General features: G+C 66.2%; 24 protein-coding genes, 1 tRNA gene and 2 pseudogenes. 16 read left to right on the forward strand and 11 right to left on the reverse strand.

What is annotated here, in order from left to right:
* Positions 1–51 precede the first annotated feature (51 nt).
* Complete coding sequence (locus BVIR_RS11905) at positions 52–939, forward strand: branched-chain amino acid aminotransferase (protein WP_055037858.1); 888 nt, start codon at positions 52–54, stop codon at positions 937–939.
* A 120-nt stretch (positions 940–1,059) separates the two neighbouring features.
* On the opposite strand, the gene BVIR_RS11910 is transcribed toward BVIR_RS11905, so the two are convergent.
* The 5 genes from BVIR_RS11910 to uvrC all read right to left on the reverse strand — a co-directional run bounded on the left by BVIR_RS11910 (position 1,060) and on the right by uvrC (position 5,584).
* Positions 1,060–1,644, reverse strand: a complete 585-nt coding sequence (locus tag BVIR_RS11910) for a hypothetical protein (RefSeq protein ID WP_055037859.1) — start codon at positions 1,642–1,644, stop codon at positions 1,060–1,062.
* A 213-nt stretch (positions 1,645–1,857) separates the two neighbouring features.
* On the reverse strand, positions 1,858–2,331 hold the full coding sequence (locus BVIR_RS11915; protein WP_055037860.1) for a molybdenum cofactor biosynthesis protein MoaE: 474 nt from the start codon (positions 2,329–2,331) through the stop codon (positions 1,858–1,860).
* Positions 2,332–2,448: 117 nt separating this feature from the next.
* Positions 2,449–2,718, reverse strand: coding sequence for a molybdopterin converting factor subunit 1 (moaD, locus tag BVIR_RS11920; protein WP_055037861.1), 270 nt, complete (start codon positions 2,716–2,718; stop codon positions 2,449–2,451).
* A 3-nt stretch (positions 2,719–2,721) separates the two neighbouring features.
* Positions 2,722–3,339: a CDP-diacylglycerol--glycerol-3-phosphate 3-phosphatidyltransferase gene (gene pgsA / locus BVIR_RS11925; protein ID WP_055037862.1), complete on the reverse strand. Its 618-nt coding sequence runs from the start codon at positions 3,337–3,339 to the stop codon at positions 2,722–2,724.
* Positions 3,340–3,520: 181 nt separating this feature from the next.
* On the reverse strand, positions 3,521–5,584 hold the full coding sequence (uvrC, locus tag BVIR_RS11930; RefSeq protein WP_236823601.1) for an excinuclease ABC subunit UvrC: 2,064 nt from the start codon (positions 5,582–5,584) through the stop codon (positions 3,521–3,523).
* Between the two features lie 195 nt (positions 5,585–5,779).
* Here uvrC and BVIR_RS11935 point away from each other — a divergent pair, with 195 nt between their 5' ends.
* Complete coding sequence (locus tag BVIR_RS11935) at positions 5,780–6,532, forward strand: TetR/AcrR family transcriptional regulator (protein WP_145911978.1); 753 nt, start codon at positions 5,780–5,782, stop codon at positions 6,530–6,532.
* 73 nt (positions 6,533–6,605) lie between these two features.
* On the opposite strand, the gene BVIR_RS11940 is transcribed toward BVIR_RS11935, so the two are convergent.
* On the reverse strand, positions 6,606–7,127 hold the full coding sequence (locus BVIR_RS11940; protein ID WP_055037864.1) for an IS1096 element passenger TnpR family protein: 522 nt from the start codon (positions 7,125–7,127) through the stop codon (positions 6,606–6,608).
* Positions 7,128–7,334: 207 nt separating this feature from the next.
* Between BVIR_RS11940 and BVIR_RS11945 the strand changes: the two genes are divergently transcribed.
* Positions 7,335–9,869, forward strand: coding sequence for a sensor domain-containing diguanylate cyclase (locus BVIR_RS11945; protein WP_236823602.1), 2,535 nt, complete (start codon positions 7,335–7,337; stop codon positions 9,867–9,869).
* A gap of 84 nt (positions 9,870–9,953) precedes the next feature.
* Positions 9,954–11,227, forward strand: a pseudogene (locus BVIR_RS16485) (IS3 family transposase).
* A 65-nt stretch (positions 11,228–11,292) separates the two neighbouring features.
* On the opposite strand, the gene BVIR_RS11960 reads toward BVIR_RS16485, so the two are convergent.
* Positions 11,293–12,027, reverse strand: a complete 735-nt coding sequence (locus BVIR_RS11960) for an alpha/beta fold hydrolase (RefSeq protein WP_055038863.1) — start codon at positions 12,025–12,027, stop codon at positions 11,293–11,295.
* A gap of 98 nt (positions 12,028–12,125) precedes the next feature.
* Here BVIR_RS11960 and BVIR_RS11965 point away from each other — a divergent pair, with 98 nt between their 5' ends.
* Positions 12,126–12,752 carry a TetR/AcrR family transcriptional regulator gene (locus BVIR_RS11965; protein ID WP_055037865.1) on the forward strand — a complete coding sequence of 209 codons (627 nt, stop codon included), beginning with the start codon at positions 12,126–12,128 and terminating at the stop codon, positions 12,750–12,752.
* A 44-nt stretch (positions 12,753–12,796) separates the two neighbouring features.
* Here BVIR_RS11965 and BVIR_RS16925 read toward each other — a convergent pair.
* A pseudogene (locus BVIR_RS16925) lies at positions 12,797–12,937 on the reverse strand (IS3 family transposase); the annotation flags it as partial.
* 257 nt (positions 12,938–13,194) lie between these two features.
* Positions 13,195–13,518 carry a transposase gene (locus BVIR_RS16500; RefSeq protein ID WP_169788607.1) on the reverse strand — a complete coding sequence of 108 codons (324 nt, stop codon included), beginning with the start codon at positions 13,516–13,518 and terminating at the stop codon, positions 13,195–13,197.
* A gap of 159 nt (positions 13,519–13,677) precedes the next feature.
* On the opposite strand from BVIR_RS16500, the gene BVIR_RS11975 reads away from it, so the two are divergent.
* Positions 13,678–13,944 carry a tyrosine-type recombinase/integrase gene (locus tag BVIR_RS11975; RefSeq protein ID WP_055037867.1) on the forward strand — a complete coding sequence of 89 codons (267 nt, stop codon included), beginning with the start codon at positions 13,678–13,680 and terminating at the stop codon, positions 13,942–13,944.
* A 70-nt stretch (positions 13,945–14,014) separates the two neighbouring features.
* Here BVIR_RS11975 and BVIR_RS11980 read toward each other — a convergent pair.
* Positions 14,015–14,091 (reverse strand) — tRNA-Pro (locus tag BVIR_RS11980).
* Positions 14,092–14,313: 222 nt separating this feature from the next.
* Between BVIR_RS11980 and BVIR_RS11985 the strand changes: the two genes are divergently transcribed.
* The 7 genes from BVIR_RS11985 (at position 14,314) to BVIR_RS12015 (ending at position 19,662) form a co-directional block, all read left to right on the forward strand.
* On the forward strand, positions 14,314–14,868 hold the full coding sequence (locus tag BVIR_RS11985; RefSeq protein ID WP_055037868.1) for a cytochrome b: 555 nt from the start codon (positions 14,314–14,316) through the stop codon (positions 14,866–14,868).
* A 41-nt stretch (positions 14,869–14,909) separates the two neighbouring features.
* Complete coding sequence (locus BVIR_RS11990) at positions 14,910–15,350, forward strand: DUF1924 domain-containing protein (protein WP_197604357.1); 441 nt, start codon at positions 14,910–14,912, stop codon at positions 15,348–15,350.
* A 27-nt stretch (positions 15,351–15,377) separates the two neighbouring features.
* A complete protein-coding gene (locus BVIR_RS11995; protein WP_055037869.1) occupies positions 15,378–15,911 on the forward strand; it encodes a diheme cytochrome c in 534 nt (177 codons plus the stop codon).
* A gap of 264 nt (positions 15,912–16,175) precedes the next feature.
* Positions 16,176–17,006: a prolipoprotein diacylglyceryl transferase gene (gene lgt, locus BVIR_RS12000; protein WP_171841649.1), complete on the forward strand. Its 831-nt coding sequence runs from the start codon at positions 16,176–16,178 to the stop codon at positions 17,004–17,006.
* On the forward strand, positions 17,003–18,082 hold the full coding sequence (locus BVIR_RS12005; RefSeq protein WP_055037871.1) for a class I SAM-dependent methyltransferase: 1,080 nt from the start codon (positions 17,003–17,005) through the stop codon (positions 18,080–18,082). Before lgt ends, BVIR_RS12005 begins: the two co-directional genes overlap by 4 nt.
* Positions 18,083–18,114: 32 nt before the next feature.
* Positions 18,115–18,897: a peptidoglycan editing factor PgeF gene (gene pgeF, locus BVIR_RS12010; RefSeq protein WP_055037872.1), complete on the forward strand. Its 783-nt coding sequence runs from the start codon at positions 18,115–18,117 to the stop codon at positions 18,895–18,897.
* A 156-nt stretch (positions 18,898–19,053) separates the two neighbouring features.
* A complete protein-coding gene (locus BVIR_RS12015) occupies positions 19,054–19,662 on the forward strand; it encodes a hypothetical protein (protein ID WP_055037873.1) in 609 nt (202 codons plus the stop codon).
* Positions 19,663–19,703: 41 nt separating this feature from the next.
* On the opposite strand, the gene BVIR_RS17255 is transcribed toward BVIR_RS12015, so the two are convergent.
* A complete protein-coding gene (locus BVIR_RS17255; protein WP_236823780.1) occupies positions 19,704–20,075 on the reverse strand; it encodes a hypothetical protein in 372 nt (123 codons plus the stop codon).
* Here BVIR_RS17255 and BVIR_RS12020 point away from each other — a divergent pair.
* From BVIR_RS12020 to pth, 3 genes are all read left to right on the forward strand, one after another.
* Entirely contained in the window at positions 19,959–20,846 is an 888-nt protein-coding gene (locus tag BVIR_RS12020; protein WP_236823766.1) for a ribose-phosphate pyrophosphokinase, read from the forward strand. The two genes, BVIR_RS17255 and BVIR_RS12020, sit on opposite strands and share 117 nt — an antisense overlap.
* A gap of 375 nt (positions 20,847–21,221) precedes the next feature.
* The gene (locus BVIR_RS12025; RefSeq protein WP_055037875.1) at positions 21,222–21,914 is read left to right on the forward strand and encodes a 50S ribosomal protein L25/general stress protein Ctc; all 693 of its coding nucleotides are present in this window, start codon (positions 21,222–21,224) and stop codon (positions 21,912–21,914) included.
* Positions 21,915–21,931: 17 nt separating this feature from the next.
* The gene (gene pth / locus BVIR_RS12030) at positions 21,932–22,543 is read left to right on the forward strand and encodes an aminoacyl-tRNA hydrolase (protein WP_055037876.1); all 612 of its coding nucleotides are present in this window, start codon (positions 21,932–21,934) and stop codon (positions 22,541–22,543) included.
* Positions 22,544–22,747 lie beyond the last annotated feature (204 nt).

The following is a 22,747-nucleotide window of genomic DNA, read 5'->3' on the forward strand; positions in this document are numbered from 1 at the left end:
GATCAGACGTTTATCGGCGGCCCGGCCGTCGACCCATTGGAGGATTTAACCATGGCCCTGATGCCGTACGACGACCGTGACGGATTCATCTGGTTCGACGGCAAGCTGGTGCCGTGGCGCGACGCCAAGATTCACGTCTTGACCCACGCCCTGCATTACGGATCCGGCGTGTTCGAGGGCGAGCGCGCCTATAACGGCGTGGTGTTCAAGTCCGCCGAACATTCGCAGCGGCTGAAGGACTCCGCCAACATCCTCGACTTCGAGGTGCCCTGGACGGTCGAGCAGATCGACGCCGCCAAGCTCGCGGTGATGGCGGCGAACGGCCACACCGACTGCTACGTGCGGCCGGTGGCCTGGCGCGGCTCGGAGGAGATGGGCGTCGGCGCCCACGCCAACACCATTCATCTGGCAATCGCGAGCTGGGTGTGGCCGAGCTACTTCGACCCCGAGCTGCGCAAGAAGGGCATCCGGCTCGACATCGCTGACTACCGCCGCCCCGACCCGCAGACCGCACCCTCGACCGCCAAGGCGGCCGGGCTCTACATGATCTGCACCATCTCCAAGCATCGCGCCGCGGCGAAGGGCTTTACCGACGCCATGATGCTGGACTGGCAGGGCCGCGTCGCCGAGTGCACCGGCGCCAACATCTTCTTCGTCAAGGACGGCGTGATCCACACCCCGACCGCCGACTGCTTCCTCAACGGCATCACGCGGCAGACGGTGATCGAGCTGGCCAAGCGGCGCGGCGTCGAGGTGGCCGAGCGCCGCATCCTGCCGGAGGAGCTGACCGGGTTTACCGAGTGCTTTGTCACCGGCACCGCCGCCGAGGTGACGCCGGTCGGCGAGATCGGCCCCTACCGCTTCACGCCCGCGCAGCTTACCGCCGCGCTGATCGAGGATTACGCCGCCGAGGTTCAACCGAAGAAGCTGGCGGCGTAACCGCGCCTGCTCTGCCCATCGCCCCGGACCCGCGGCACGTCCGCGCTCCGGGGCGTGGTGTTCGCGGCACTTACCGAAAGGCGCGGCGCGCCGGCCCGCACGTTGCTGTTACCGACGCGGTTATCGAGGCGGGAGGTGTCGGTGTGCGGCGCTCGGCCGCGAATGCCGGAGCCGACGCCACGCCGTCCGCGACCACGCCGTCGCATCGTGCGCCATCAGCGTGGCGTAGCGGGCGAACAGTCCGCACGTCACGACCACGGTCGCGATCCAATAGCCGGGCATGGCGTTGAGCCCGGCCGGCTCCATGAGGCCGCGCTGTTCCAGGTTGCGTGCCAGGGAAATGATCGGGTCGGCCGTCAGCACCAGTGCGACCAGCAGGCAGATGAACAGCAACGCCTCCCGTTGCGGCAGCAGGCGAGTGCGCGCCGGTGATGAGAGCGCCAAACTCACGCCGAACAGGGCGAGGCCACCGAGCAGGCCGAGCGATATTCCGACCACTGCCGCATAGAGCAGGCCATCAGCGTCGCGCCCGGCCGCGACCAGCGCGCCGATCCGCGTGAACGACGTCTCCGGCGCCAACCAGAACATCGTCATTTGGTACCACGGCACCGGATCGAGCAACCGGACCTGTTCGGCCGAGGCGCCGATCAGCGCCGCCACTGCCGCCAGATAGACCACCACAGCCACCACGATCGGCCGCGTCATGACCTGCCTCACCGTTCGAACCAGCGGAGGCTACTGCGCCGCCGCTCGATCGCGATGGTAACGTTAAAAAAGGGTTAATGACAACGGCGGCGCCGGCCGTTGGTTGCGATCGCGGCGATCGGGCGGCGAAAAGCCATTTCCGATCAAGGGCTTTTCGCCATTGATCTATCAATTTTCGTCCGGAAATCGGTCTCCAACTTCGCGGAGAACGGCCTAACCGGACCCGTGGCCGGCTTCCCACCGCGCCAGCGCGGCATCGTCGGCGGTCCTGGCCTCGACCCAGCGGGAGCCGGTCGCCCGCTCCTCCTGTTTCCAGAACGGGGCGCGAGCCTTGAGATGATCCATCAGGAATTCGGCGGCGGCGAACGCTGCCCGACGGTGGGCAGCGGCGGTGATCACCACAACGATCGCCTCGCCCGGCGTCAGGCGGCCGAAGCGGTGGATCACCGTGACGCCCTGCAGCGGCCAGCGTGCCTGGGCGTCCTCGACCAGTCGTGCGATCTCGGCCTCCGCCATCTCGGCGTAGCATTCCAGCGTCAACGCAATGAGGCCGTCATCGAGGCGGACGAAGCCGGTGAAGGTCACCACCGCGCCGACGTCGGCGCGGCCGGCGACAATCGCTTCGGCCTCGGCGGCAGCGTCGAACGGTGCGGTCTGGATGCGGACGGTGATTTTCGGTGCAATCATACGGGTGTCCAGTGACCACTCCGTGATCCCGGCAACGGCGTCGCCGCAAATCTCTTTTGCAACCAAGGCGATTCGGCGACCGCAACGGGAAAGCGGCGTGACCCAACGAAAGCCGGGTCAGCCGCCGGTCATCGGCGGAAAGAACGCCACCTCGCGGGCACCGGCCAGCGGCGCGTCGGGCTTGGCGTGGACGCGGTCGATTGCCGCCCGCACTGCCGACGGGGTCGCGAACGCTGCGGTGTAACCCGCGCCCTGTGTCCGCAGCCACGCCACCAAATCGTCGACGGTGGCGACAGCGGCCGGCAGGTCCACGGTCTCCTCGGCGGTGCCGATACGCTCACGGACCCAGGCGAAATAGACCAGCTTGAGCGGGCCGCCGGTGGCCATCGGTCAGTCGCTCAGCACGTGGCGCACGCCAGCCCGAAAATAGTCCCAGCCGGTGTAGAGCGTCAGGATGGCCGACACCCACAATAAGCCGAGGCCGATCAGGGTGTTGCCGGGGAGAACCGCGTCGCCGGCGGCGCCGGCGACCAGAAAGCCGATGGCGATGAGCTGCAGCACCGTCTTCCACTTGGCCAGCCGCGACACCGGCACCGGCACCTGCACGGCGGCGAGGTATTCCCGCAGTCCGGACACCAAAATCTCGCGCATCAGGATGACGATCGCCCCCCAGATCGACCAGCCGCGGATGGTGCCGTCGGCTGCCAGCATCAACAGGCACACCGACACCAGCAGCTTGTCGGCGATGGGGTCGAGCATCCGGCCGAGCTTGGAGATCTGATTCCAGGACCGGGCAAGATAGCCGTCGAAATAGTCGGTGATGGCGGCCAGTGCGAAAATCGTCACCGCCGGCCAGCGCAACCACACCCCGAATTCGAGAATGTCCGACAGGAACAGCAGCGCGGCGACGATCGGCACCGCCGCGATGCGGCCGTAGGTCAGCACGTTGGGAAGGCTCAGCGCGTGCGACGATCTGGGCGGAACGATGGAGCCGGCAGCATGGTTCATGGAGTCAACAAGCCATCAAGCAGTCGAGCCGTCAACGCAACATCGATGAACCAATCCTGCAACGACAGCATATCATTTTTATCACACATTCCGCCGCCGCCCGCGACAATCATTCGCGCATCCGCCGGTGCGCCGAACTGCAAGGGTGGCCGCGCCCGGCTTTTCCCTAGCCTGGAGACGGTCAGCCGCCGCGGTCATGGAAGAAATCGTAGATCCGCTTGGCCGTTTCGGCATTGATGCCGGCGACCCCTTCGAGGTCGCGAATCGAGGCGCGTTCCACCGTCTTCAGCGTGCCGAAATGGCGCAGCAGCGCCCGCTTACGCGCCGGGCCGACGCCGGGGATCTCCTGCAGGCCGCCCTCGCGGATGTCGCGGCCGCGCTTCTTGCGGTGGGTGCCGATGGCGAAGCGGTGGGCCTCGTCGCGCAGGCGTTGCACGAAATAGAGCACCGGGTCGCGCGGCGGCAGCTGGAACGGCGTCCGCCCGGGCATGAAGAAGTGCTCGCGGCCGGCGTTGCGGTCGGGCCCCTTGGCGATGCCGACCAAGGCAACGTCCTCGATGCCGAGCTCCTTGAGGATGGCTTCCGCCGCGCCGAGCTGGCCGGCGCCGCCGTCGATCAGCACGAGGTCGGGCCATTTGGCGTCCGCCGGCTCGGCCTCGTCCGGCGCCGCCTCGGCGTCTTGCAGTTCTGGGGCGGGTGCGCGCGGCGTTTCCTTGATCAACCGCGAGAAGCGGCGCCGCAGCACCTCCCGCATCATACCGAAGTCGTCGCCGGGCGTGATGTCGGTCGAGCGGATGTTGAAGGTGCGGTACTCCTTCTTGCGGAAGCCGTCCGGTCCCGCCACCACCATGGCGCCGACCGCGTTGGTGCCCATGATGTGGGAGTTGTCGTAGACCTCGACCCGCAGCGGCGGCCGCGGCAGCGCAAACGCGCCGGCCAGCGCCACCAGCAGCTTGGCCTGGGAGGAACTCTCGGCCAGCCGCCGCCCCAACGCCTCGCGGGCGTTGTGGAGGGCGTCATCGACCAACTCGCATTTGGGGCCACGCTGCGGCCGGGCGATCTCGATCCTCGAACCGGCCTTGGTCGACAGCGCCTCCTCCAGCAGCGCCGCCTCCGGCAACGCCTCGGAGACCAGGATCAGCCGCGGCACCGGCTTGTCGTCGTAAAATTGGCTGATAAAGCTCGCCAGCACCTCGCCAGGCTCCAGCGAACGGTCGGCGCGCGGGAAGAAGGCACGGTTGCCCCAGTTCTGGCCAGTGCGGAAGAAGAACACCTCGACGCAGGTCTGCCCGCCGTTCTGGGCGATGGCGAATACGTCGGCCTCCTCGATGCCGGCCGGGTTGACGCCCTGGTGGGCCTGGATGGCGGACAGCGCGGCGAGGCGGTCGCGCAGCACCGCGGCGCGCTCGAAGTCGAGCACCTCAGCGGCGGCCTCCATGTCGGCGGCAAGGTGCTCCTTCACCGCCTTCGACCGGCCGGACAGGAACGCCGTCGCCTCCGCCACCAGCTTGCGGTAGCCCTCGGCCGAGACCTCGCCGGTGCAGGGGCCGGCGCAGCGCTTGATCTGGTGCAGCAGGCACGGCCGGGTGCGGCTCTCGAACACGGTGTCGGAGCACGAGCGGATCAGGAACGCCCGCTGCAGCGCGTTGATGGTGCGGTTCACCGCCCACACGCTGGCGAACGGGCCGTAATACTGGCCGGGCTGGTTGCGGGCGCCGCGGTGCTTGCAGATCTGCGGCGCCTGGTGGTCGCCGGTGAGCAGGATATAGGGGAACGACTTGTCGTCGCGCAGCAGCACGTTGAAGCGCGGGCGCAGCCGCTTGATCAGATTGGCTTCGAGCAGCAGCGCTTCGGTCTCGGTGCGGGTGGAGACGAACTCCATCGTCGCCGTCAGTGCCACCATGCGGGCGATGCGATTGGTGTGGCCGGCGCCGCGGGCATAAGACAAGACGCGCTTCTTGATGCTCTTGGCCTTGCCGACATAGAGCACCTCGCCGGCCTCCCCGATCATGCGGTAGACGCCGGGTCCCGCCGGCGCGAGGCGGGCGTGGCCGCGGATCACCTCGGTGCCGCGTGCCAGCGACCCTTCGGCCGGCGCATCATCGGCAAAGTCGGCATCCGCGATGGCGTCTTCGACCAGCTCGCCCACGGCCGAGCCCGACTCCGCCCGGGCCTCCGCTTCCACCTCGCGGCGGTCGGCGTCGAAATCGGGGTCGAGATTGAGGGGGCGGGTGGGTCCGGCCACGGTCAGCTCAAGGTGCTCGGTCGATACATCATCCGCCTATATAAGCGGGTCGCTGGCGTATTTCGACGCACCCTGCCTCTCACGTTGCGCCAGCCGGTGGGCGGCCTATCTTCTAGGCACTCATTCGTCAGGGCCCCCAAGCCGGGATCAAAGCCGATCCCAGGCGTTCGCCCTTCAAGACCACAGGAGACGGCAATGTCTGGCATGTCGAACGGTGAAGACGACGATCGGGTGACCGGGGCGGGCCTCAATGGCGTGTCCCCGCGCGATCGGCTGATCGAGGCGTTCATGGCGCTGCTCGCGGAGCGCCGTTTCGAGCGGATCGACCTCAAGGACGTCGCCGACCGCGCCGGCGTGCCGCTGGTCGATTTCCGGGGCGAGTTCGGCTCGACCTTCGACATCCTCGGCGCGTTCGCCAAGAAGCTCGACCGCCAGGTGCTGGCCGAGGTGGAGCCGGCCGACGCCGATTCGACCCCGCGCGAGCGGCTGTTCGACGTGATGATGCGGCGGTTCGAGCTTCTGGTGCCGTACCGTCAGGCACTGGACAATCTGCGGCCGTCGGCGTTCGCCATCCCGCCGCTTGGCGTGGCTCTGAGCCGGATCACCCTGCGCTCGATGCAATGGATGATGGCGGCGGCCGGCCTGGAGACCGCCGGCACCCGCGGCATGGTGCGCGCCCAGGCGCTTGCGGTGCTGTTTGCGCGGGTGTTCGAGACTTGGCTGAACGACGAGGACCCCGCCCTGTCGCGCACCATGGCCAAGCTCGACCGCGAGTTGGCGAAGGCGGCGGCCTGGTCGAGCCGGTTCGAGGAATTGTGCAACTTCATTCCGCGCCTGCCGCGCGGTCGCCGGTCCTGGCGCCAGCGCCGCAGCGGTTGCAGCTGTGCCCACGCGGAAAGCGCGCCGGATCGGTCCGGCGACGAGGGCATCCCGGCTGCGGCGATCTAAACAGAAACGGGCACCGATTTGGTGCGGACGGAAGGGGCCTGCCAGGAATCTTATGTCGGCGGCCGGCTGCATATCACGCGTGATACGGTTTCTGGTTGATCAGCTCGGAATGGCCGTTGGCCGAGGGGCGCGTCTTTTCCCTCTCCCACAAGGGGCGAGGAAAGAAAGAGCCGAACTGATCAAACGGAAACCGTACGATACCAACGGCCCGGATGCTGACGCATGGAGCCGTTGAAAACCGCAGATTTTCGTCCTTGAAATCATTGATTTCATGGAAATCTGCGATCCGAACCAACGGCCGGCTGCCGCCGCCGTTGGAATGATTGCTCGCGTTTCCACATTGGCGGTGGAATTGGTTGTCAGGTGGCAGCTCTTTCTTGAACCGAGCAGCGAGCAAGGTGCTGGCGAGTTCGAGGCTTGACTCTTCCGGGTCGAACTCTTCGCCGAGCCAGTCGATCTGCTCGGCGTGGGCGGGATTGGCTAGGATGGCCAGCAGATCCTGATCGCCCCAGATGCCGCTGCAATCCTCTGGTGGACAGTTTTGCTTTCCCGTGACGCAGATCGGATAGGATACCCCTCGACGGCCGGCTCGCATTTTTCGAATGCGGCCGTGTGCTCCCGTTGTCGCCGAAGTCGTAGGTGTAGGTGAAGCGGACGCCGGGTGATCGCAGCAGACCATTCAGGGTGATGCGGTTTTCGTCATAAACGCCGTCGAGACTGTGCCGATCGCCGTGCCGCTCCCCGCCGATGTCGAAGGCAGGAGGCGGCCACCATGCCATCCAGTTGCCGCCTGGATCGCGTGGTGCAGATCGCCAAGCGTCATCGTGCCCAACTGACAAGCCGGCGCCAGACCGGCGGTTTGATGCCGTGCAGTATCACCTTCACCGTGATGACGGTCTTGCTCACGCTGGTCTTCGGCGAATTGATTTGGCACGATCACGCATCATGTCGGCATCGGCCATCGGTGACGATGTCTCGGTTCTCCCCGCTGTGCGCGATGACTTTGCTGACCGCAAGCGGGCGATGGCGTTTCTGGAACCATGACCGGTCGGATGTGGTTAGACTTCCGGAATTTGGAGCGGTCGTGCCGTTCGCTGGAACTCATCGTATGCGGAGCATCATGGCGGCCTTCCTCAGTACCCAATTGGACTTCATCTTTTTCTTTTATGGCTTGGCATTCATCCTACTCGGTGCCACGTGCTTTGCTATCGCAGGCGGAGCAAAGCAACGAGAACCGTGGACGGTGCTCGGGTTGTTCGCATCCGTGCACGGCGCAAGCGAGTGGCTGGACTTAACCGCGCTGGTCATCGGCGATACACCGGTCTTTGAAGTGGCCCGCATCGCGATCATGACGGGGTCGTTTGTCTTCTTGACCGAGTTTTTCCGCCATGAAGCCATCCAATTCGGGCTGAAATTGCCCGGCAGATGGATCTATATCCCGATACTGCTCGGGATCGCCGCCGGCGGATTTGCCAGCGGGCTGCCTACGGCTGGCGCCCTCGCGCGATATTCTTTCGGATTCGTCGGGGCGATGGGCACGAGCTGGGTATTCGTCCGGCATGCCGGGACATTTTCCGGCACAACGAAACGGCTGGCGATCTTCACCGCGATCGGATTTGCGCTGTATGCCGTCGCTGCCGGCCTCATTGTCCCAGCGGCATCACTCTGGCCGGCGCGTGTGTTCAATCACACATGGTTCATTCAAACGACCGGAGTCCCAATCCAGCTTGTGCGCGGTTTGCTTGCCTGCTGGGTTTCGTTTTCGATCTGGGCCATTTGGGGGCAAAAGCTCATCGCTGAGGTTTCTTCCCCCAACTATACTCTATATTTGCGCAAGCAATTTATGATTACTTTGGTTTCAATGGCAATAATACTTGTGTCTGGCTGGGTTTTGACGGAATTTCTGGGAGGAATTTATAAACGAAACGTCCAGGAGGAGGCGCGCGTCGACATCGATCTGCTCGCAAGCCGCCTCGCCAGCGAGACCGCCACTGTCGAAGCTATTACGAAAATGTTGGCGGGATCGCCGGCCGTGGTATCCCTCCTGGCCAGCGGCAGCCTGCAAGGCAAAGAGCGCGTCAAATCGGTTGTGGACTTGAGCGTCGAAGCCTCGGGCGCCGAATTTGGTATGATATTGGACGGATCGGGAACCATCGTCGCCTCTTCCGGCAGCGTGCCCACCGCTCGATCAAGTGCGCCGACTTACAGCTCGGCGGCTTATTTTCAGGCGTCGATTGCCGGGGATGCCGGATATCATTTCACCTTCGATGCCGCAGGTCGAGTTTGCAATTACTATGCAAGCTATCCGGTTCGTGGCGAGCGCGGCACGCCCATCGGGGTTGCGGTTATCAAGAAGAACCTCGGCGCGTTCGAGGCCGATCTCAAGCTGCTCGACCGCCCCTCATTCTTCATTGATCCGGATGGAATCGTCATGGCGACGAACCACCCGAACATGCTGCTCCGAACGCTGTGGCCGCTCTCGGCAGGCAGACTGGCCGAACTGACTCGGCAGATCGGGGCGGCGATCGATGATCGCCCCTTGCTTGAACGGGAGATCGAAGACTCGACATGGACCGTCTTCGGCGGCGAGCGCGAATATGTTCGCCGCCGCTACGCCAATCACAGCCAGTGGTCCCTGGTGATCTTGAAGCCAACCCGCGAGTTATTCGCCAACCGGGTATTTGGCATCGTCGTAACGTTGCTGATAACAATAATTGTTCTGATATATCTATTCAGTCGGGAGCGTTGGATCCGCGACGAAGTTCAGTTGGACAGACGCCTGAAGCTGCAGCAGCTTGCCAATGATCTTCGGTTTCAAGCGACGACGGACACGCTCACTGGTCTCAGCAATCGGCTGAAGTTCAACGAGGCGCTGGCCTATGAGACGTCGATGTCGAATCGCTACAAAATGCCGCTGTCCTTGGTGATGTTCGACATCGACCGGTTCAAGGCGATTAACGACACCTATGGCCATCAGATCGGCGACAAGATTCTGATCCAGATGTCACGATTTATACTTAGCAATATTCGGAGCGTCGACCTGCTCGCGCGCTGGGGCGGGGAAGAATTCATCATCCTGATGCCCGGTTCTGACGGTCATATGGCGTATCAAGCCGCGGAAAAGTTGCGCGACGCCATTGATCGGGAGGCTTTCGACGAGGCCGGAACGGTGACCTGCAGCTTCGGCGTCACTCAATATGTAATTGGAGAGTCCGCAGATGCCTTCATCACCCGAGCGGACAATGCGCTGTACCGCGCCAAAGTCGATGGTCGCAACCAAGTCGTGTTGGCATTGCAGGCTGTCGGGGCGACTTCCGAAATAGCATCGGTTGCGTAGATTCCGAAAATCGTTGCAAGTGACGTTGCCCCCGTGGCGTAATCCAGGTTGAAGTTCGTTCTGGCCCAAGACGAGGACCAGAGCATGAAGCGCAGTCGTTTTTCGGAAGAGCAGATCATCGGGATTTTGAAGGAGCACGAGGCCGGGGTTACCGTCGCGGACCTGTGCCGCAAGCACGGCGTCAGTGATGCCAGCATCTACAAGTGGAAGGCGAAGTTCGGCGGGATGGACGTCTCGGAGGCCAAGCGGCTGCGGTCGCTGGAGGACGAGAACACCCGGCTAAAACGGCTGCTGGCCGACACCATGTTGGACAATGCGGCGCTGAAGGATCTCCTGGGAAAGAAGTGGTGACGCTCGCGGGGAAGCGGAAAGCTGTCGCGCATCTGCAATCTGCATTCGAGATGAGCGAACGGCGGCCGTGTAAAGCCATCGGCTGCTGCCGCATGACCATGAGATACAAGACGACCCGGGCGGACGAGGCTGGCCTTCGCCAGCGGATGAAGGCGATCGCCCATGAGCGCCGCCGGTTCGGCTATCGGCGCCTGCACGTGCTGCTCAAGCGGGAGGGCTACGTGATCAATCACAAGAGGTTGTTCCGGCTGTATCGGGAGGAGAAGCTCGCGGTGCGCCGCCGGGGCGGCCGCAAGCGGGCAATCGGGACCAGGGCGCCGATGCAGCTTCCGGCGGCACCCAACGACCGCTGGTCGCTCGACTTCGTGTCGGATCAACTCACCGACGGCCGCCGTTTCCGGATCCTGACGATCGTCGATGACTGCACGCGAGAGTGCCTGGCGCTGGTGGCCGATACCTCGCTCTCTGGCTTCCGGGTTGCCCGAGAACTGGAGCGGCTGACGATCGCGCGCGGCAAGCCGAAGACAGTGGTCAGCGACAACGGCACCGAACTCACCAGCAACGCCATCCTGGCATGGGCTGATGCCGCCCGCGTCGACTGGCATTACATCGCACCGGGCAAGCCGACGCAGAATGCCTTCATCGAGAGCTTCAACGGCCGGCTCCGGGACGAACTGTTAAATGATATACCGCGACGCCGATGAAATCCCCTTCGCCAACTGATGTCGGCGCAAGCGCGCAGGACGGATTCCTTCGGAGACGCGGTATATGAGACGCTGTTCACGTCGCTGGCCCAGGCTCGCATCATTCTTGGATGTTGGCGGGCCGATTACAATCAAACGCGTCCACACTCGAAACTCGGATGGCGAACGCCGGCCGAATTTGCCTTCACCCATCCGCGACGGGATCTGGCGCTGCGCTATGCCGAGGGCTCCGCGCCAGCTCCCGTCGCTCTACCCGCTCCGAACGGCAACCCGAACGCCAGGAACGAACTCATCGCTGGATAAAACTTGGGGGCAACGTCAAATTCGGCGGTGAGAAAAGGCTGAGCGAATATTGGCTTTGGATCCGCCTAGCTCGCTGATCCGAGAATCCGAGCCAATTCATTCGGTGCGTCGATCATGACGTCGTGGCCGCACCCGACCTCAAACACTTTCCAACCCTTGCGCTTCTTCGCGAACTCATACTGCTTGGCGATCTGAGGATTTCCCCAGTTCGTAGCGTATATGTAGGTGTGGTTCGGGATGCGGTCGGCATTGTTCCCGATCCGGATTTTCTCGGTCAGCGTCAGGTATGGATGCCCCGTGAGACGTCGGTTCACCATGGCTCGATCCGCCTTGTTCACCTTAAAAAACCAGGCCGGTGGCGGCGGCGTCAGTTTGTAACCGCCACCGAACAGCCAGACCGAGATCAGGATGGGCAGCAACCGCCAGCCGGGAAAGACATAGTCGTTCATGCATTTGCCGTTCTCAGGCACGACGGCGTCAAGAAAGACGAGATTTCTGATGCGGTCCGGGATCCGGTCTGCAACGCCGGCTATGACCATGCCGCCATAGGAATGGCCGCACAGGACCACGTCGCCAAGGTTTTCCCGCTGGAACAGCTCGACGATTTCGTCAACATGGGTGGTCAGGTTAATCCGGCGAGCATCCATGGAGGCGCGCTCCGCCACCCCAGCCAACGTGGGCGCAAACACCCGATGCCCCTGTGATCGCAGGATTGCAGCGACCCGGTCGTAGCACCAGCCGCCGTGGCATGCGCCAGGGATGAGGACGAAGGTTTTGGCGAGCTGGGTCTGAGCGGTCACGTGCACCTCCTGAAGGCGCGCACCACCTATCGCTGATCAGTTGATCAGTCAACGCTGATCATGCGATCAGCGTGAAGGATTCGACTGGAGACCCGTCAGTGCCGGAACTGCGCCCCACTTTTCCGCAAGGCGACGCCCGCAACGCCATCGTTGAAGCCGCGCTTGCCGTATTCGCGGCCGAGGGGTTCCATGGCGCCGGAACCCGTCAGATCGCCCAAACGGCGGGTGTCTCCCAGCCGCTGCTCAACCACCACTTCGGGGGAAAGGAAGCGTTGTGGCGTGTGGTTGGGGAACAGATCACAGCCGATTTCATGGCCTTCATGGCCGACGCCGTCGACATGGCCCTGCCGCCGGGTGAAGCCGTCACTATGATGCTTCGAGCTTACCTGGCGTTCTGGAAGGCCCGGCCCTTAGCGTTCCGGTTCAACCTGTGGCGACGGTTGGACGGCCTGCAGGATGAACGCGTCTCCCGCTCCGAGCAAATGACGCAGCCGGTCGTCGCCCTCATGCAGCGCGCCCAGGACACCGGCTTTATCCGCGATGACCTGCCGCCCGGGCTCGCCGCGATCATGGGCGGTGCGCTGGTCCAGTTCTGGCTCGACAGCCAGCTTGAGATTCGCGCGGCCTTGGCGGTCACTGGCGATGAAGGGCTCTCAGACGAGGACGCCATCGGCCACATTGTTCGCCTCCTCCGCGCCCCAAGCTTACGGGCGGATGCCCCCTGAGCCGTGAACCGCCCCGGATTTGCCGCAGGCGGTGTCGGCTTGAGTTACGCGGCCACCACTGTGTGGCCCGGCATGGCGTGGTCGCGCGCCTTGGCTTCGGCCGGCGGGATATTGCCGATGGGCTCAAGCAACCGGCGATGGTTGAACCAGTCGACCCATTCCAGCGTGGCGAACTCGACGGCCTCAACCATACCCGCTTTCTGCTCCGCCTGGTCGAGCGGGAGATTCTCGACCGCGAGCGCCGCGTCACCGAACGGCGTATTCGCCGGGCCCGTTCTCCCGCCACCAAGAGCTTCGACACCTTCGACTTCACCGCCATGCCCAGCATCAACAAAACGCTGGTCGGCCCTTCGGATCTCCCGGTTTCGGGCGGCGATCGGCACACGCCGGCGACACGAAGCGGCGGCTATTGCCCTTTAGCAAAGCCTCCGTGTGGGGGACGTCACCGCACTGACCGGCGGTGACGAGGAGGCGCAGCGACCGGCCGAGCGCGTCGGCCGGAAGGTGGATCATGGTGGTCAGTCCCCCACGGGAACGCCCCCAGCGCCTGATCCTTGGTCGCCCTTTTCCGCTCGCCGCCTGCTGGTGCGCCCGCACGATGGTGCTGTCGAGCATCAGGTATTGATTGTCGCGGTCGGCCGGAGAGCGCCGCGAACACCCTCTCCCACACCCCGGAGTGGCACCAGCGGCTGAAGCGGTGGTGGACCGTCTGCCATTTGCCATAGCGCTCGGGGAGGTCCTTCCAGTGCGCCCCGGCGCGCAGCACCCACAGGCAGCGATGACGAACAGGCGAATATCCGCCCCGGTCCGGCCAGGGTCCCCCGCCTTTCCCGGCAACAGGGCCGAAATCCGTGCCCGCTGCCGCTCGCTCAGCTCATAGCGCTTCACGCCCATCCGAAGGCCGCCGCCACATCAGCGGAGCCCTATGAATCAGCAGCCAACCAAGAAAGTCGCGAAGGCGTTTCGTCACGCCGTCGCCGTGGCAGGGCTTGGTCCGGAGGTGACCGCCCACACGCTGCGGCATTCTGCAGCGTCGTGGATCATGCAGGAGGGGAAATCGCCCATGGACGCCGGGGCTTATCTCGGCATGAGCGCCGAGACCGTGTTCCGGGTGTATGGCCACCACAACCCGGCCGGGCTCGCCGGGATTCGCGACGTGTTCGACCGGCCTGGGAAAGGACAGAAACCGTGACCCTGTGGCGGACCCTGTGGCGGTTTTGGTTGTGGCGGCTCGGGGTGCCGTGGTAAGCTATTGGAATAATTGGTCGGAGTGGCAGGATTTGAACCTGCGACCCCCTCGTCCCGAACGAGGTGCGCTACCAGACTGCGCTACACTCCGACACGCCGGCGCCGGCAATCGCCGGCTGGCCGCGGGCTTATAGCGAACCCACCTGCCCGCCGCAAGCGGGTTTGCGACGGTTTGTTGGCGCGCCATCCACAGGCCGGTGAAAAATGCCGCGCCGGCGGCGAAAGCGGCGTCCTGACAGTCCGCTGACGGCGGGCGTCAGATCGTCATCAGTGCCGGCCGGCAAACTGGCTCCACTCGAACAAGGAGCCGACCATGACCGCTGCCTCAACGCCCGCCGTCCTCCGCTACGACCCGTTGTCCCAGGCGCTGCACTGGCTGACCGCTGCTGCGGTCATCGCCGCCTTCGCCACCGCGCAGGTGTTCGAGGAGATGGTGAAGGGCCCCGCCAAGACCGAGATGGTCGGGCTGCATATTTCGCTCGGCGTGGCGGTGATCGCGCTGACCGTGGTGCGATTCGCCTGGATGGCCGCGGCGTCCCGCCCGGTGCCGGTGCCGGGCTCGCCCCTCGTCCAGCTCGCCGCCCGCGCCATGCACTACGCGCTCTATGCCGCCCTCATCGCTGTGCCGCTGACCGGCATGCTGATGGTGTGGGCCAAGGGCCGCGACATCGGCGTGTTCGGGCTGTTCGTGCTGCCGCCGCTGGTCGCGCCCGACCGCGAGATGGCGCATGGCTTCGAGGAGATGCACGAGTTCGCCGGCAACCTGATCGTGATTCTGGCCGGCGTCCACGCCGCGGCGGCGATCTTCCACCAGCTCGCGCTGCGCGACGGCGCCCTGGCCCGGATGCTGCCCGGCATGCGCGCCTGATTCGCCACCCGATCTCCCATCCTCACGATCGAAATGGACCGATGCCGATGATTTGCGCCTCCGTTCGCGCCACCCGCCCGCTCGCGCTCGCCTGCGCCCTGCTGTGGCCCGCCATTGCCCTGGCCGAGCCCACCGCCGCCCAGCGCACCGTTCTGGACGGCTATGTCGCCGCCGCCCGCACCGGCGAGCCGGGCTTCGCCGCCACCGCCGAGCGCGGCCGGGCCTTCTTCTTCGCCCAGCACGGCGGCGGCAAGCCGGACACCCCGGCCTGCACCGCCTGCCACACCGCCGACCTCAAGGGCCCTGGCCGCGCCAAGGCCGGCAAGCCGATCGAACCGATGGCCGCCTCGGTGGCGCCGGGCCGCTACACCGACCCGGCCGAGGTCGAGAAGTGGTTCGGCCGCAACTGCAAGGACGTGCTCGGCCGCGCCTGCTCCGCGCAGGAAAAGGCGGACAGCCTGGCCTTCCTGCTCAGCCAGTGAACCCCGATGACCTCAAGGACGGATGACATGCCTCGTTGGATCAAGATCGGCGCCCTCGCCGCCGGGCCTCTCGCCGCGCTGGCGCTGGTGGCAACGCCGCTGATCGCCCACGATCGCGGCCATGGCGGCGACCATCGCCGCGGCCACGACGTGCGGCTCGCACCGGTATCGGACCCGGTGGTGGCCAAGGAATGCGCGTCCTGCCACATGCTCTATCCGCCCGGCCTGCTGCCGGCGCGGTCGTGGGTGGCGCTCATGGCCGGGCTGGACGACCATTTCGGCGACAACGCCGCGCTCGATGATGCGACCGCGCGCCGGGTCACCGACGACCTCACCGCCAATGCCGCCGACAAAGCCGGCAACAACCGCGTGACGCTGCGCGGACTGGCGGCGACCGACGCTCCGCTGCGCATCACCGAGCTGCCGTCGTGGCAGCGCAAGCACGAGCGCAAGGACCGCGTCGCCCCGGCGGCGTTGAAACGCGCCGGCGCCAAGTTCAAGGGCGACTGCAAGGCCTGCCACAAGCAGGCCGAGCAGGGCTGGTTCGACGACGACGATTGATCGGGACGCCGGCCGACCTGGCCGGCATCCCGCCGCCGTTCGCCGAAACTCCGCTTCCGCATGGGGATTTTCGGCGAGGTGGGATCCGGACTCACGACGTGATCTCCGGATCCCACCAAAGACCGCTGACGCGCCGATGACGCGGCGGGTGGAATCGGCGCGTTCCGGCCGGCATAACGGCCCCGCGCCCGCCGCGTCCCTATCTGAAGCGAAGCGGCCTTGACGAGCCGGGCGGCGGCGGGCACTTCCGTCCTCATGCTACCGATGCTCGCTTCGCCGCCGTTGCTCGCCATTCCGTTTCCGGCGTTCGACCCCATTTTGGTGTCGATCGGCCCGTTCGCCATCCGCTGGTATGCGCTGGCCTATATCGGCGGCCTCATGCTCGGCTGGTGGCTGACGCGGCGCCTGGTGTCCAACCCGGCGCTGTGGGGCGGCACCGCCCCGATGAAGCCGTCCGATCTCGACGACGCGCTGCTTTGGATCGCGCTCGGCGTCATCCTCGGCGGCCGGCTGGGCTTCGTGCTGGTCTACAATTTCGATTATTACAGCCAGCACCCGGTCGACGCGCTGATGGTGTGGCGCGGCGGCATGTCGTTCCACGGCGGCTTCGTCGGCACCGTGGTGGCGATGGTGCTGTTCGCCCGGAGCCGCGGCATCCCGGTGTGGTCGCTGTTCGACCTCGTCGCCGCCACCGTTCCGATCGGGCTGTTCCTCGGCCGCATCGCCAATTTCATCAATTCGGAACTGTGGGGCCGCGTCACCGACGTGCCGTGGGGGGTGATCTTCCCCAACGGCGGGCCGGAGCCGCGCCACCCCAGCCAGCTTTATCAGGCGGGGCTGGAGGGCATCTGCCTGTTCGCGCTGGCGATGGTCGCGATCCGGCTTGGCGCGTTGCGCCGGCCCGGTTTGGTCGCGGCGATGTTCGCCACCGGCTACGGCATCGCCCGCACCGTCGGCGAGCTGTTCCGCCAGCCCGACCCGCAGATCGGCTTTCTGTGGGGCGGCATGACCATGGGCATGCTGCTGTCGTTCCCGATGATCGTGGTCGGGGTGATCTTCATCGTCCGCGCACTGATCAAGCCGGCGCGGGGATGACGCCGCTCCAGCGCGAGATTGCCGAGCTGATCCGCACCGACGGGCCGCTGTCGCTGGCGCGCTACATGGCGCTGTGCCTCGGCCACCCGCGGCTCGGCTATTACGTCACGCGCGACCCGCTCGGCCGGACCGGCGACTTCGTCACCGCACCGGAAATCTCGCAGATGTTCGGCGAGCTGGTCGGGCTGTGGTGCGCCGACGCCTGGGTGCGGATGAACCAGCCGGCGCAAATCGCCCTGGTCGAACTCGGCCCTGGCCGCGGCACGCTGATGGCCGATACGCTGCGGGCGCTGAAGGTGGTGCCGGCGCTGCGGGCCGCCGTCTCGGTGCATCTGGTCGAAACCAGCCCGGTGCTGCGGCAGCACCAGCGCATGGCGCTCGCCGGCGCCGGGGTTCCGATCGCCTGGCACGACCGGCTGGATGAGGTGCCAGCCGGCCCGATGCTGCTGATTGCAAACGAGTTTCTCGACGCCCTGCCGATCATCCAGCTGGTGAGGACGCCCCAAGGCTGGCACGAGCGCCAGGTCGGCCTCGATGGCGGGACGCTCGCCTTCGGCCTGTCGCCGGTGCGCTATCCTGACGCCGCCATCCCCACCGCATTCGGCGGCGTCCCGATCGGCAGCCTGATCGAACTCTCGCCGGCGCGGGCCGCGGCGGCGCGCGACATCGCCGCCCGTGTGGCCACCGACGGCGGCGCGGCGCTGCTGATCGATTACGGCCACGCCCTGAGCGGCGTCGGCGACACCTTCCAGGCGGTGAGGGGCCACGCCTTCGCCGACCCGCTTTCCGACCCCGGTGAGGCCGACCTCACCAGCCACGTCGATTTCGCCGCGCTGGCGGCAGCCGCCCGCGAGGCCGGCGCTTCGGTGCACGGCCCGGTGACGCAGGGCGCCTTCCTCAAGGCGCTCGGCATCGACGCGCGGGCGGCACGGCTGGCGGCGGCTGCGCCCGATCAAGCCGAGGGCATCGCAGCGGCGCGGCATCGTCTTACCGGTGCCGACGCCATGGGCGATCTGTTCAAGGTGCTGGCGGTCAAAGACCCGAGGATGGGGCCGCTGGCAGGGTTCGAGGCTTGATCGACTGCCCCCGAACCAGCGAAATTGCATCCATGGAAACCGCTCCCCTGCCCGTCATCACCTCGCCGCAACTGGCCGCGCTCGGCCATGTCCGCCACGCCTTCTTCACCCGCCAGGGCGGAGCGTCGGCGGGCATCTATGCCAGCCTCAATGGCGGCCAGGGCTCCAGCGACGATCCCGCCCTTGTTCAAGAGAACCGGGCGCGGATGGTGGCGGCGCTCGGCGTCGCCGGCCCGCTGGTCAGCGTCTACCAGGTGCATTCGCCGAACGTGGCGACGGTGCGGGAGCCGTGGGAGCGCGGCACGGCACCCAAGGCCGACGCCATGGTGACCGACCGTCCGGGGATCGCGCTCGGCATCACCACCGCCGACTGCGGCCCGGTGCTGTTCGCCGACCGCGAGGCCGGTATTATCGGCGCCGCCCACGCCGGCTGGCGCGGCGCGGTCGACGGCGTGCTGGCCGCCACCGTCGAGGCGATGGTGCAGCTCGGCGCGGCGCGCGCGCGCATCATTGCCGCCATCGGCCCGGTGATCCGCCAGCCATCCTATGAGGTCGGCCCCGATTTCGTCGCCCGGGTCGCGGCGGCGCAAGCTGGCAGCGAGCGCTACTTCATAGCCAGTGCCGGCGACCGGGTGAGGTTCGACCTGCCCGGCTTCATCCGCGACCGGCTGGCGGACGCCGGGGTCGGCACCATCGAGGACCTCGGCCTCGATACCTATGCCGACGACACCCGGTTCTTCAGCTATCGCCGCACCACCCACCGCGGCGAGCCGGACTACGGCCGCCTGATCAGCGCCATCGCGCTGGTGCGGTAACCAGCCGACACCTCGACTTGGCTTTAATATTTCATTAAACATGCCGCTGCGCGCCGTTGAGCGCGCAGGTGTCGCTCACGCGATCGGCATGGAGTTGGCATGCGGGGGGATGGACGCTCGACCCGGATTGGCGGCAGGAAAACGGGCGGAGAGCGGTTGCGGCGCGTCGCGCTCGCCCTCGCGGTGCCGGTTGCGGCCGCTGGCTGTGTCTCTTCCAACGCACCGGCGCCGACCGTCGGCGCCAGCGCTCTCGTTCCCGTCGCCTTCGAGTCCATCACCGGCGCGCCGCAGCCGGTGTTCGACCGCCTTGTCGCTGACATCGCCAAGGAATCCGTCGCTCGGCGGGTGCTGATCGTCTCCCGCACCGACAAGGCCGAATACCGGGTGCGCGGCTATCTGTCGTCCCATTCTGAGGGCGCGGACGGCAGGGTCGCCTGGGTGCTCGACGTGTTCGACACCAGCCGGCGGCGGACCGTACGGCTGTCCGGCGAGGAGCCGGCCGCAGCCGGCGAGTCGTGGGCCGGCGCCAGCGAGGCCCTGGTCGCCAAGATTGCCGCCCAGAGCGTCGCCGAACTCTCGCAATGGCTGGCGCAAGCGCCGAGCCAGCCGGCGGCCTCGACCGAGGTCGCGACCGCACCGTCAGGTGACAGTACGGCAACCAGCCCGGCTGAGGCCGAGCAGGCCGCGGCCGCAGGCGCCGACGACCCCGCTGACGCAGCGCAAACCGGCACCGGCCACGCGGTCGCGAGCTACGCGCCGTATTGATCACGCCCGTGTAAACTTGCGTCCGCGCTATTTACGCCTTGTCACCGTGGCGTTATCAGGACGCCGGCTAAAGCGCGCTCGGGGATAGATACCGACTTTCGCCCCGCCGGGCCGGAGGCTTTCTCGTCCGTCCGCTGAAATCCCGTTTCGATTTCACGGTTTTCGGCAAGGTTGGGATCAGGGATCGCAACGTTGTCCCTCGGTCTCGTGTAATAGGGACTCTCGACGTTATGGCGACGCGCAACGGCGTAATGAAACTCGTTGCCGGTAATTCGAACCGGGCCCTTGCTGAAGCAATCGGCGCCTATCTCGAAATACCCCTGGCAAAAGCCGTGGTCCGGCGCTTCGCCGACATGGAAGTGTTCGTCGAGATTCAGGAGAACGTGCGCGGAAAGGACGTCTTCGTCGTTCAATCGACATCCTTCCCCGCCAACGACCACTTGATGGAGCTCCTGATCATCATCGATGCGCTGCGCCGGGCCTCGGCGCGACGCATCACCGCGGTTCTCCCTTATTTTGGCTATGCCCGGCAGGATCGCAAGCCCGGCCCGCGCACGCCGATCTCGGCCAAGCTGGTCGCCAATCTGATCACCCGCGCCGGCGCCGACCGCGTGCTGACGCTCGACCTCCACGCCGGCCAGATCCAGGGCTTCTTCGACATCCCGACCGACAACCTCTACGCCTCGCCGGTGATGGTGCGCGACGTGAAGGAGCGTTACCAGCTCGACAAGGTGACGGTGGTATCGCCCGACGTCGGCGGCGTGGTGCGCGCCCGCGGCATCGCCAAGCGCATCGACGCCCCGCTCGCCATCGTCGACAAGCGGCGCGAGCGCCCCGGCGAGAGCGAGGTGATGAACATCATCGGCGACGTCGAGGGCCGCATCTGCATCCTGGTCGACGACATCGTCGATTCCGGCGGCACGCTGGTGAATGCCGCCGAAGCGCTGCTGCAGCAGGGCGCGACCGAGGTCTACGCCTACATCACCCACGGCGTGCTGTCGGGCGGCGCGGTGTCGCGCATCACCGCCTCCAAGATCAAGGAACTGGTGATCACCGACTCCATCCAGCCCACCGAGGCGGTGCGGGTGTCCCGCAACATCCGGGTGCTGTCGATCGCCACCCTGCTCGGCGAAGCGATCGGCCGCACCGCGTGCGAGGAGAGCGTGTCGAGCCTGTTCGACTGAGGCGATGCCGTCGCGGGCGGGAACAGGTCGTCATTCCGGGCGAGCGTCAGCGAGACCGGGATCGTTTGCACGAAAGAGAATGCGGCAACGCAAAGGCTTAGAGCGATCGCCTCGTGCACCCTTATCGGCGGATGCTCCAAGACCACTTCCGGACGATGGTCGCGGGCCTTCGGCCCTTGGCCGCGGCAACGACCATCCGCCTGCCCGACAGGCTTTCCCGGCCGGGAGCGACCGCGCGTCCTTCCCGCCCGCCCCCGAGTTGAATTTTCGCCCCTCTGCCGCTATAGAGCGCCGTCCCTGTGCGCCTTCGCACCCCTGGAGGCGACGCGCGGGACATCAGCCGCCCACCGGGCGGCGTTTTCAATCGAGGACACTATGACCACCATTCGCGAACTCAAGGCGACAGCGCGTGCGCGTAGCGGCAAGGGGGCCGCGCGGGCCGAGCGTTGCGCCGGCCGAGTCCCGGCCGTGATCTACGGTGCCAAGCAGGCGCCCATCACCATTTCGCTCGAATACGACGAGATCAAAGCCCGCATCTTTGCCGGCCGCTTCCTCACCACCGTGTTCGACATCCAGCTCGACGGGCAGAAGCATCGCGTCATTCCGCGCGACTATCAGCTCGATCCGGTGCGCGACTTCCCGATCCACGTCGACTTCCAGCGTCTGGTGTCGGGGCAGAAGGTCCGCGTCGAGGTGCCGATCCACGTCACCAAGGCCGAGGCATCGCCCGGCGTGAAGCGCGGCGGCGCCATCAACATCGTCGAGCACACCCTCGCCCTGCTGTGCCCGCCGGAAGCGATCCCGACCGCGATCGACATCGACCTCACCGGCCTCGACATCAACCAGTCGGTCCACCTTGGCAACATCGCCCTGCCGGACGGCGTGGTGCCGGCCTCCAAGGACGAGAACCCGACCCTGGTGACGATCGTGGCGCCGTCCGGCTTCAAGGAAGAGGCTCCGGCAGCCACGGCGGCAACCGCCGCTCCGGCGGCAGCGGCGAAGGCTCCGGCGGCAGCGGCGGCGAAGGCTCCGGCGGCAGCAGCCAAGGCTCCGGCCGGCAAGAAGTGATCTGACGGTTCCCCGCGATGAAACTTCTCGTCGGCCTCGGCAATCCCGGGGATCGTTATGCGGGGAACCGGCACAATATCGGCGCGATGGCGATCGAGGCCATTCATCGCCGCCACGGCTTCTCGCCGTGGCGGCGGCGCTTCCAAGGCGAGGCCAGTGAAGGCTCCCTCGGCCGCGAGCGCGCCATTTTGCTGAAACCCACCACCTACATGAACGACTCCGGCCGCGCGGTGGCCGAGGCGCAGCGCTTCTACAAGCTGACGCTGGCCGACATCGTGGTGTTCCACGACGAGCTCGATTTGCCGCCGGCCAAGGTGCGGACCAAGCTCGGCGGCGGCATCGCCGGCCATAACGGCCTGCGCTCGATCTCCGCCCATTGCGGCAACGACTACTGGCGGGTGCGGCTCGGCATCGGCCACCCCGGCGACAAGGCGCTGGTCCATGACTATGTGCTGAACGACTTCGCCAAATCGGAACGGCCGTGGGTGGAGGCGGTGGCGGACGCAGTGGCCGATTTCGCCGAGCTGATCGCCGCCGGCGACGAGGGCACGTTCCAGAACCGGGTACACCTCGCGCTCGATGCCAAGGGCTTCGCCAATCCGAAACGGCCGGGCAAGCCGGAGAGCTGAGCGCGGGCGGTTCAACGTGAGCCCTCATGCTGAGGAGGCTGCGCAGCAGCCGTCTCGAAGCACGAGGGCGGTGTCCGCTGGATCATCCTTCGAGACGCGGCCTTTCGGCCGCTCCTCAGGATGAGGTGGCGAGTCAAAGACAGTGTCGGCTATTACACCGAGCGATCTCAGCCTTGAAGGTCGCCGGCATCAACACGGGAGCGG

Source organism: Blastochloris viridis (assembly GCF_001402875.1).
In the GTDB taxonomy this organism is placed as follows: domain Bacteria; phylum Pseudomonadota; class Alphaproteobacteria; order Rhizobiales; family Xanthobacteraceae; genus Blastochloris; species Blastochloris viridis.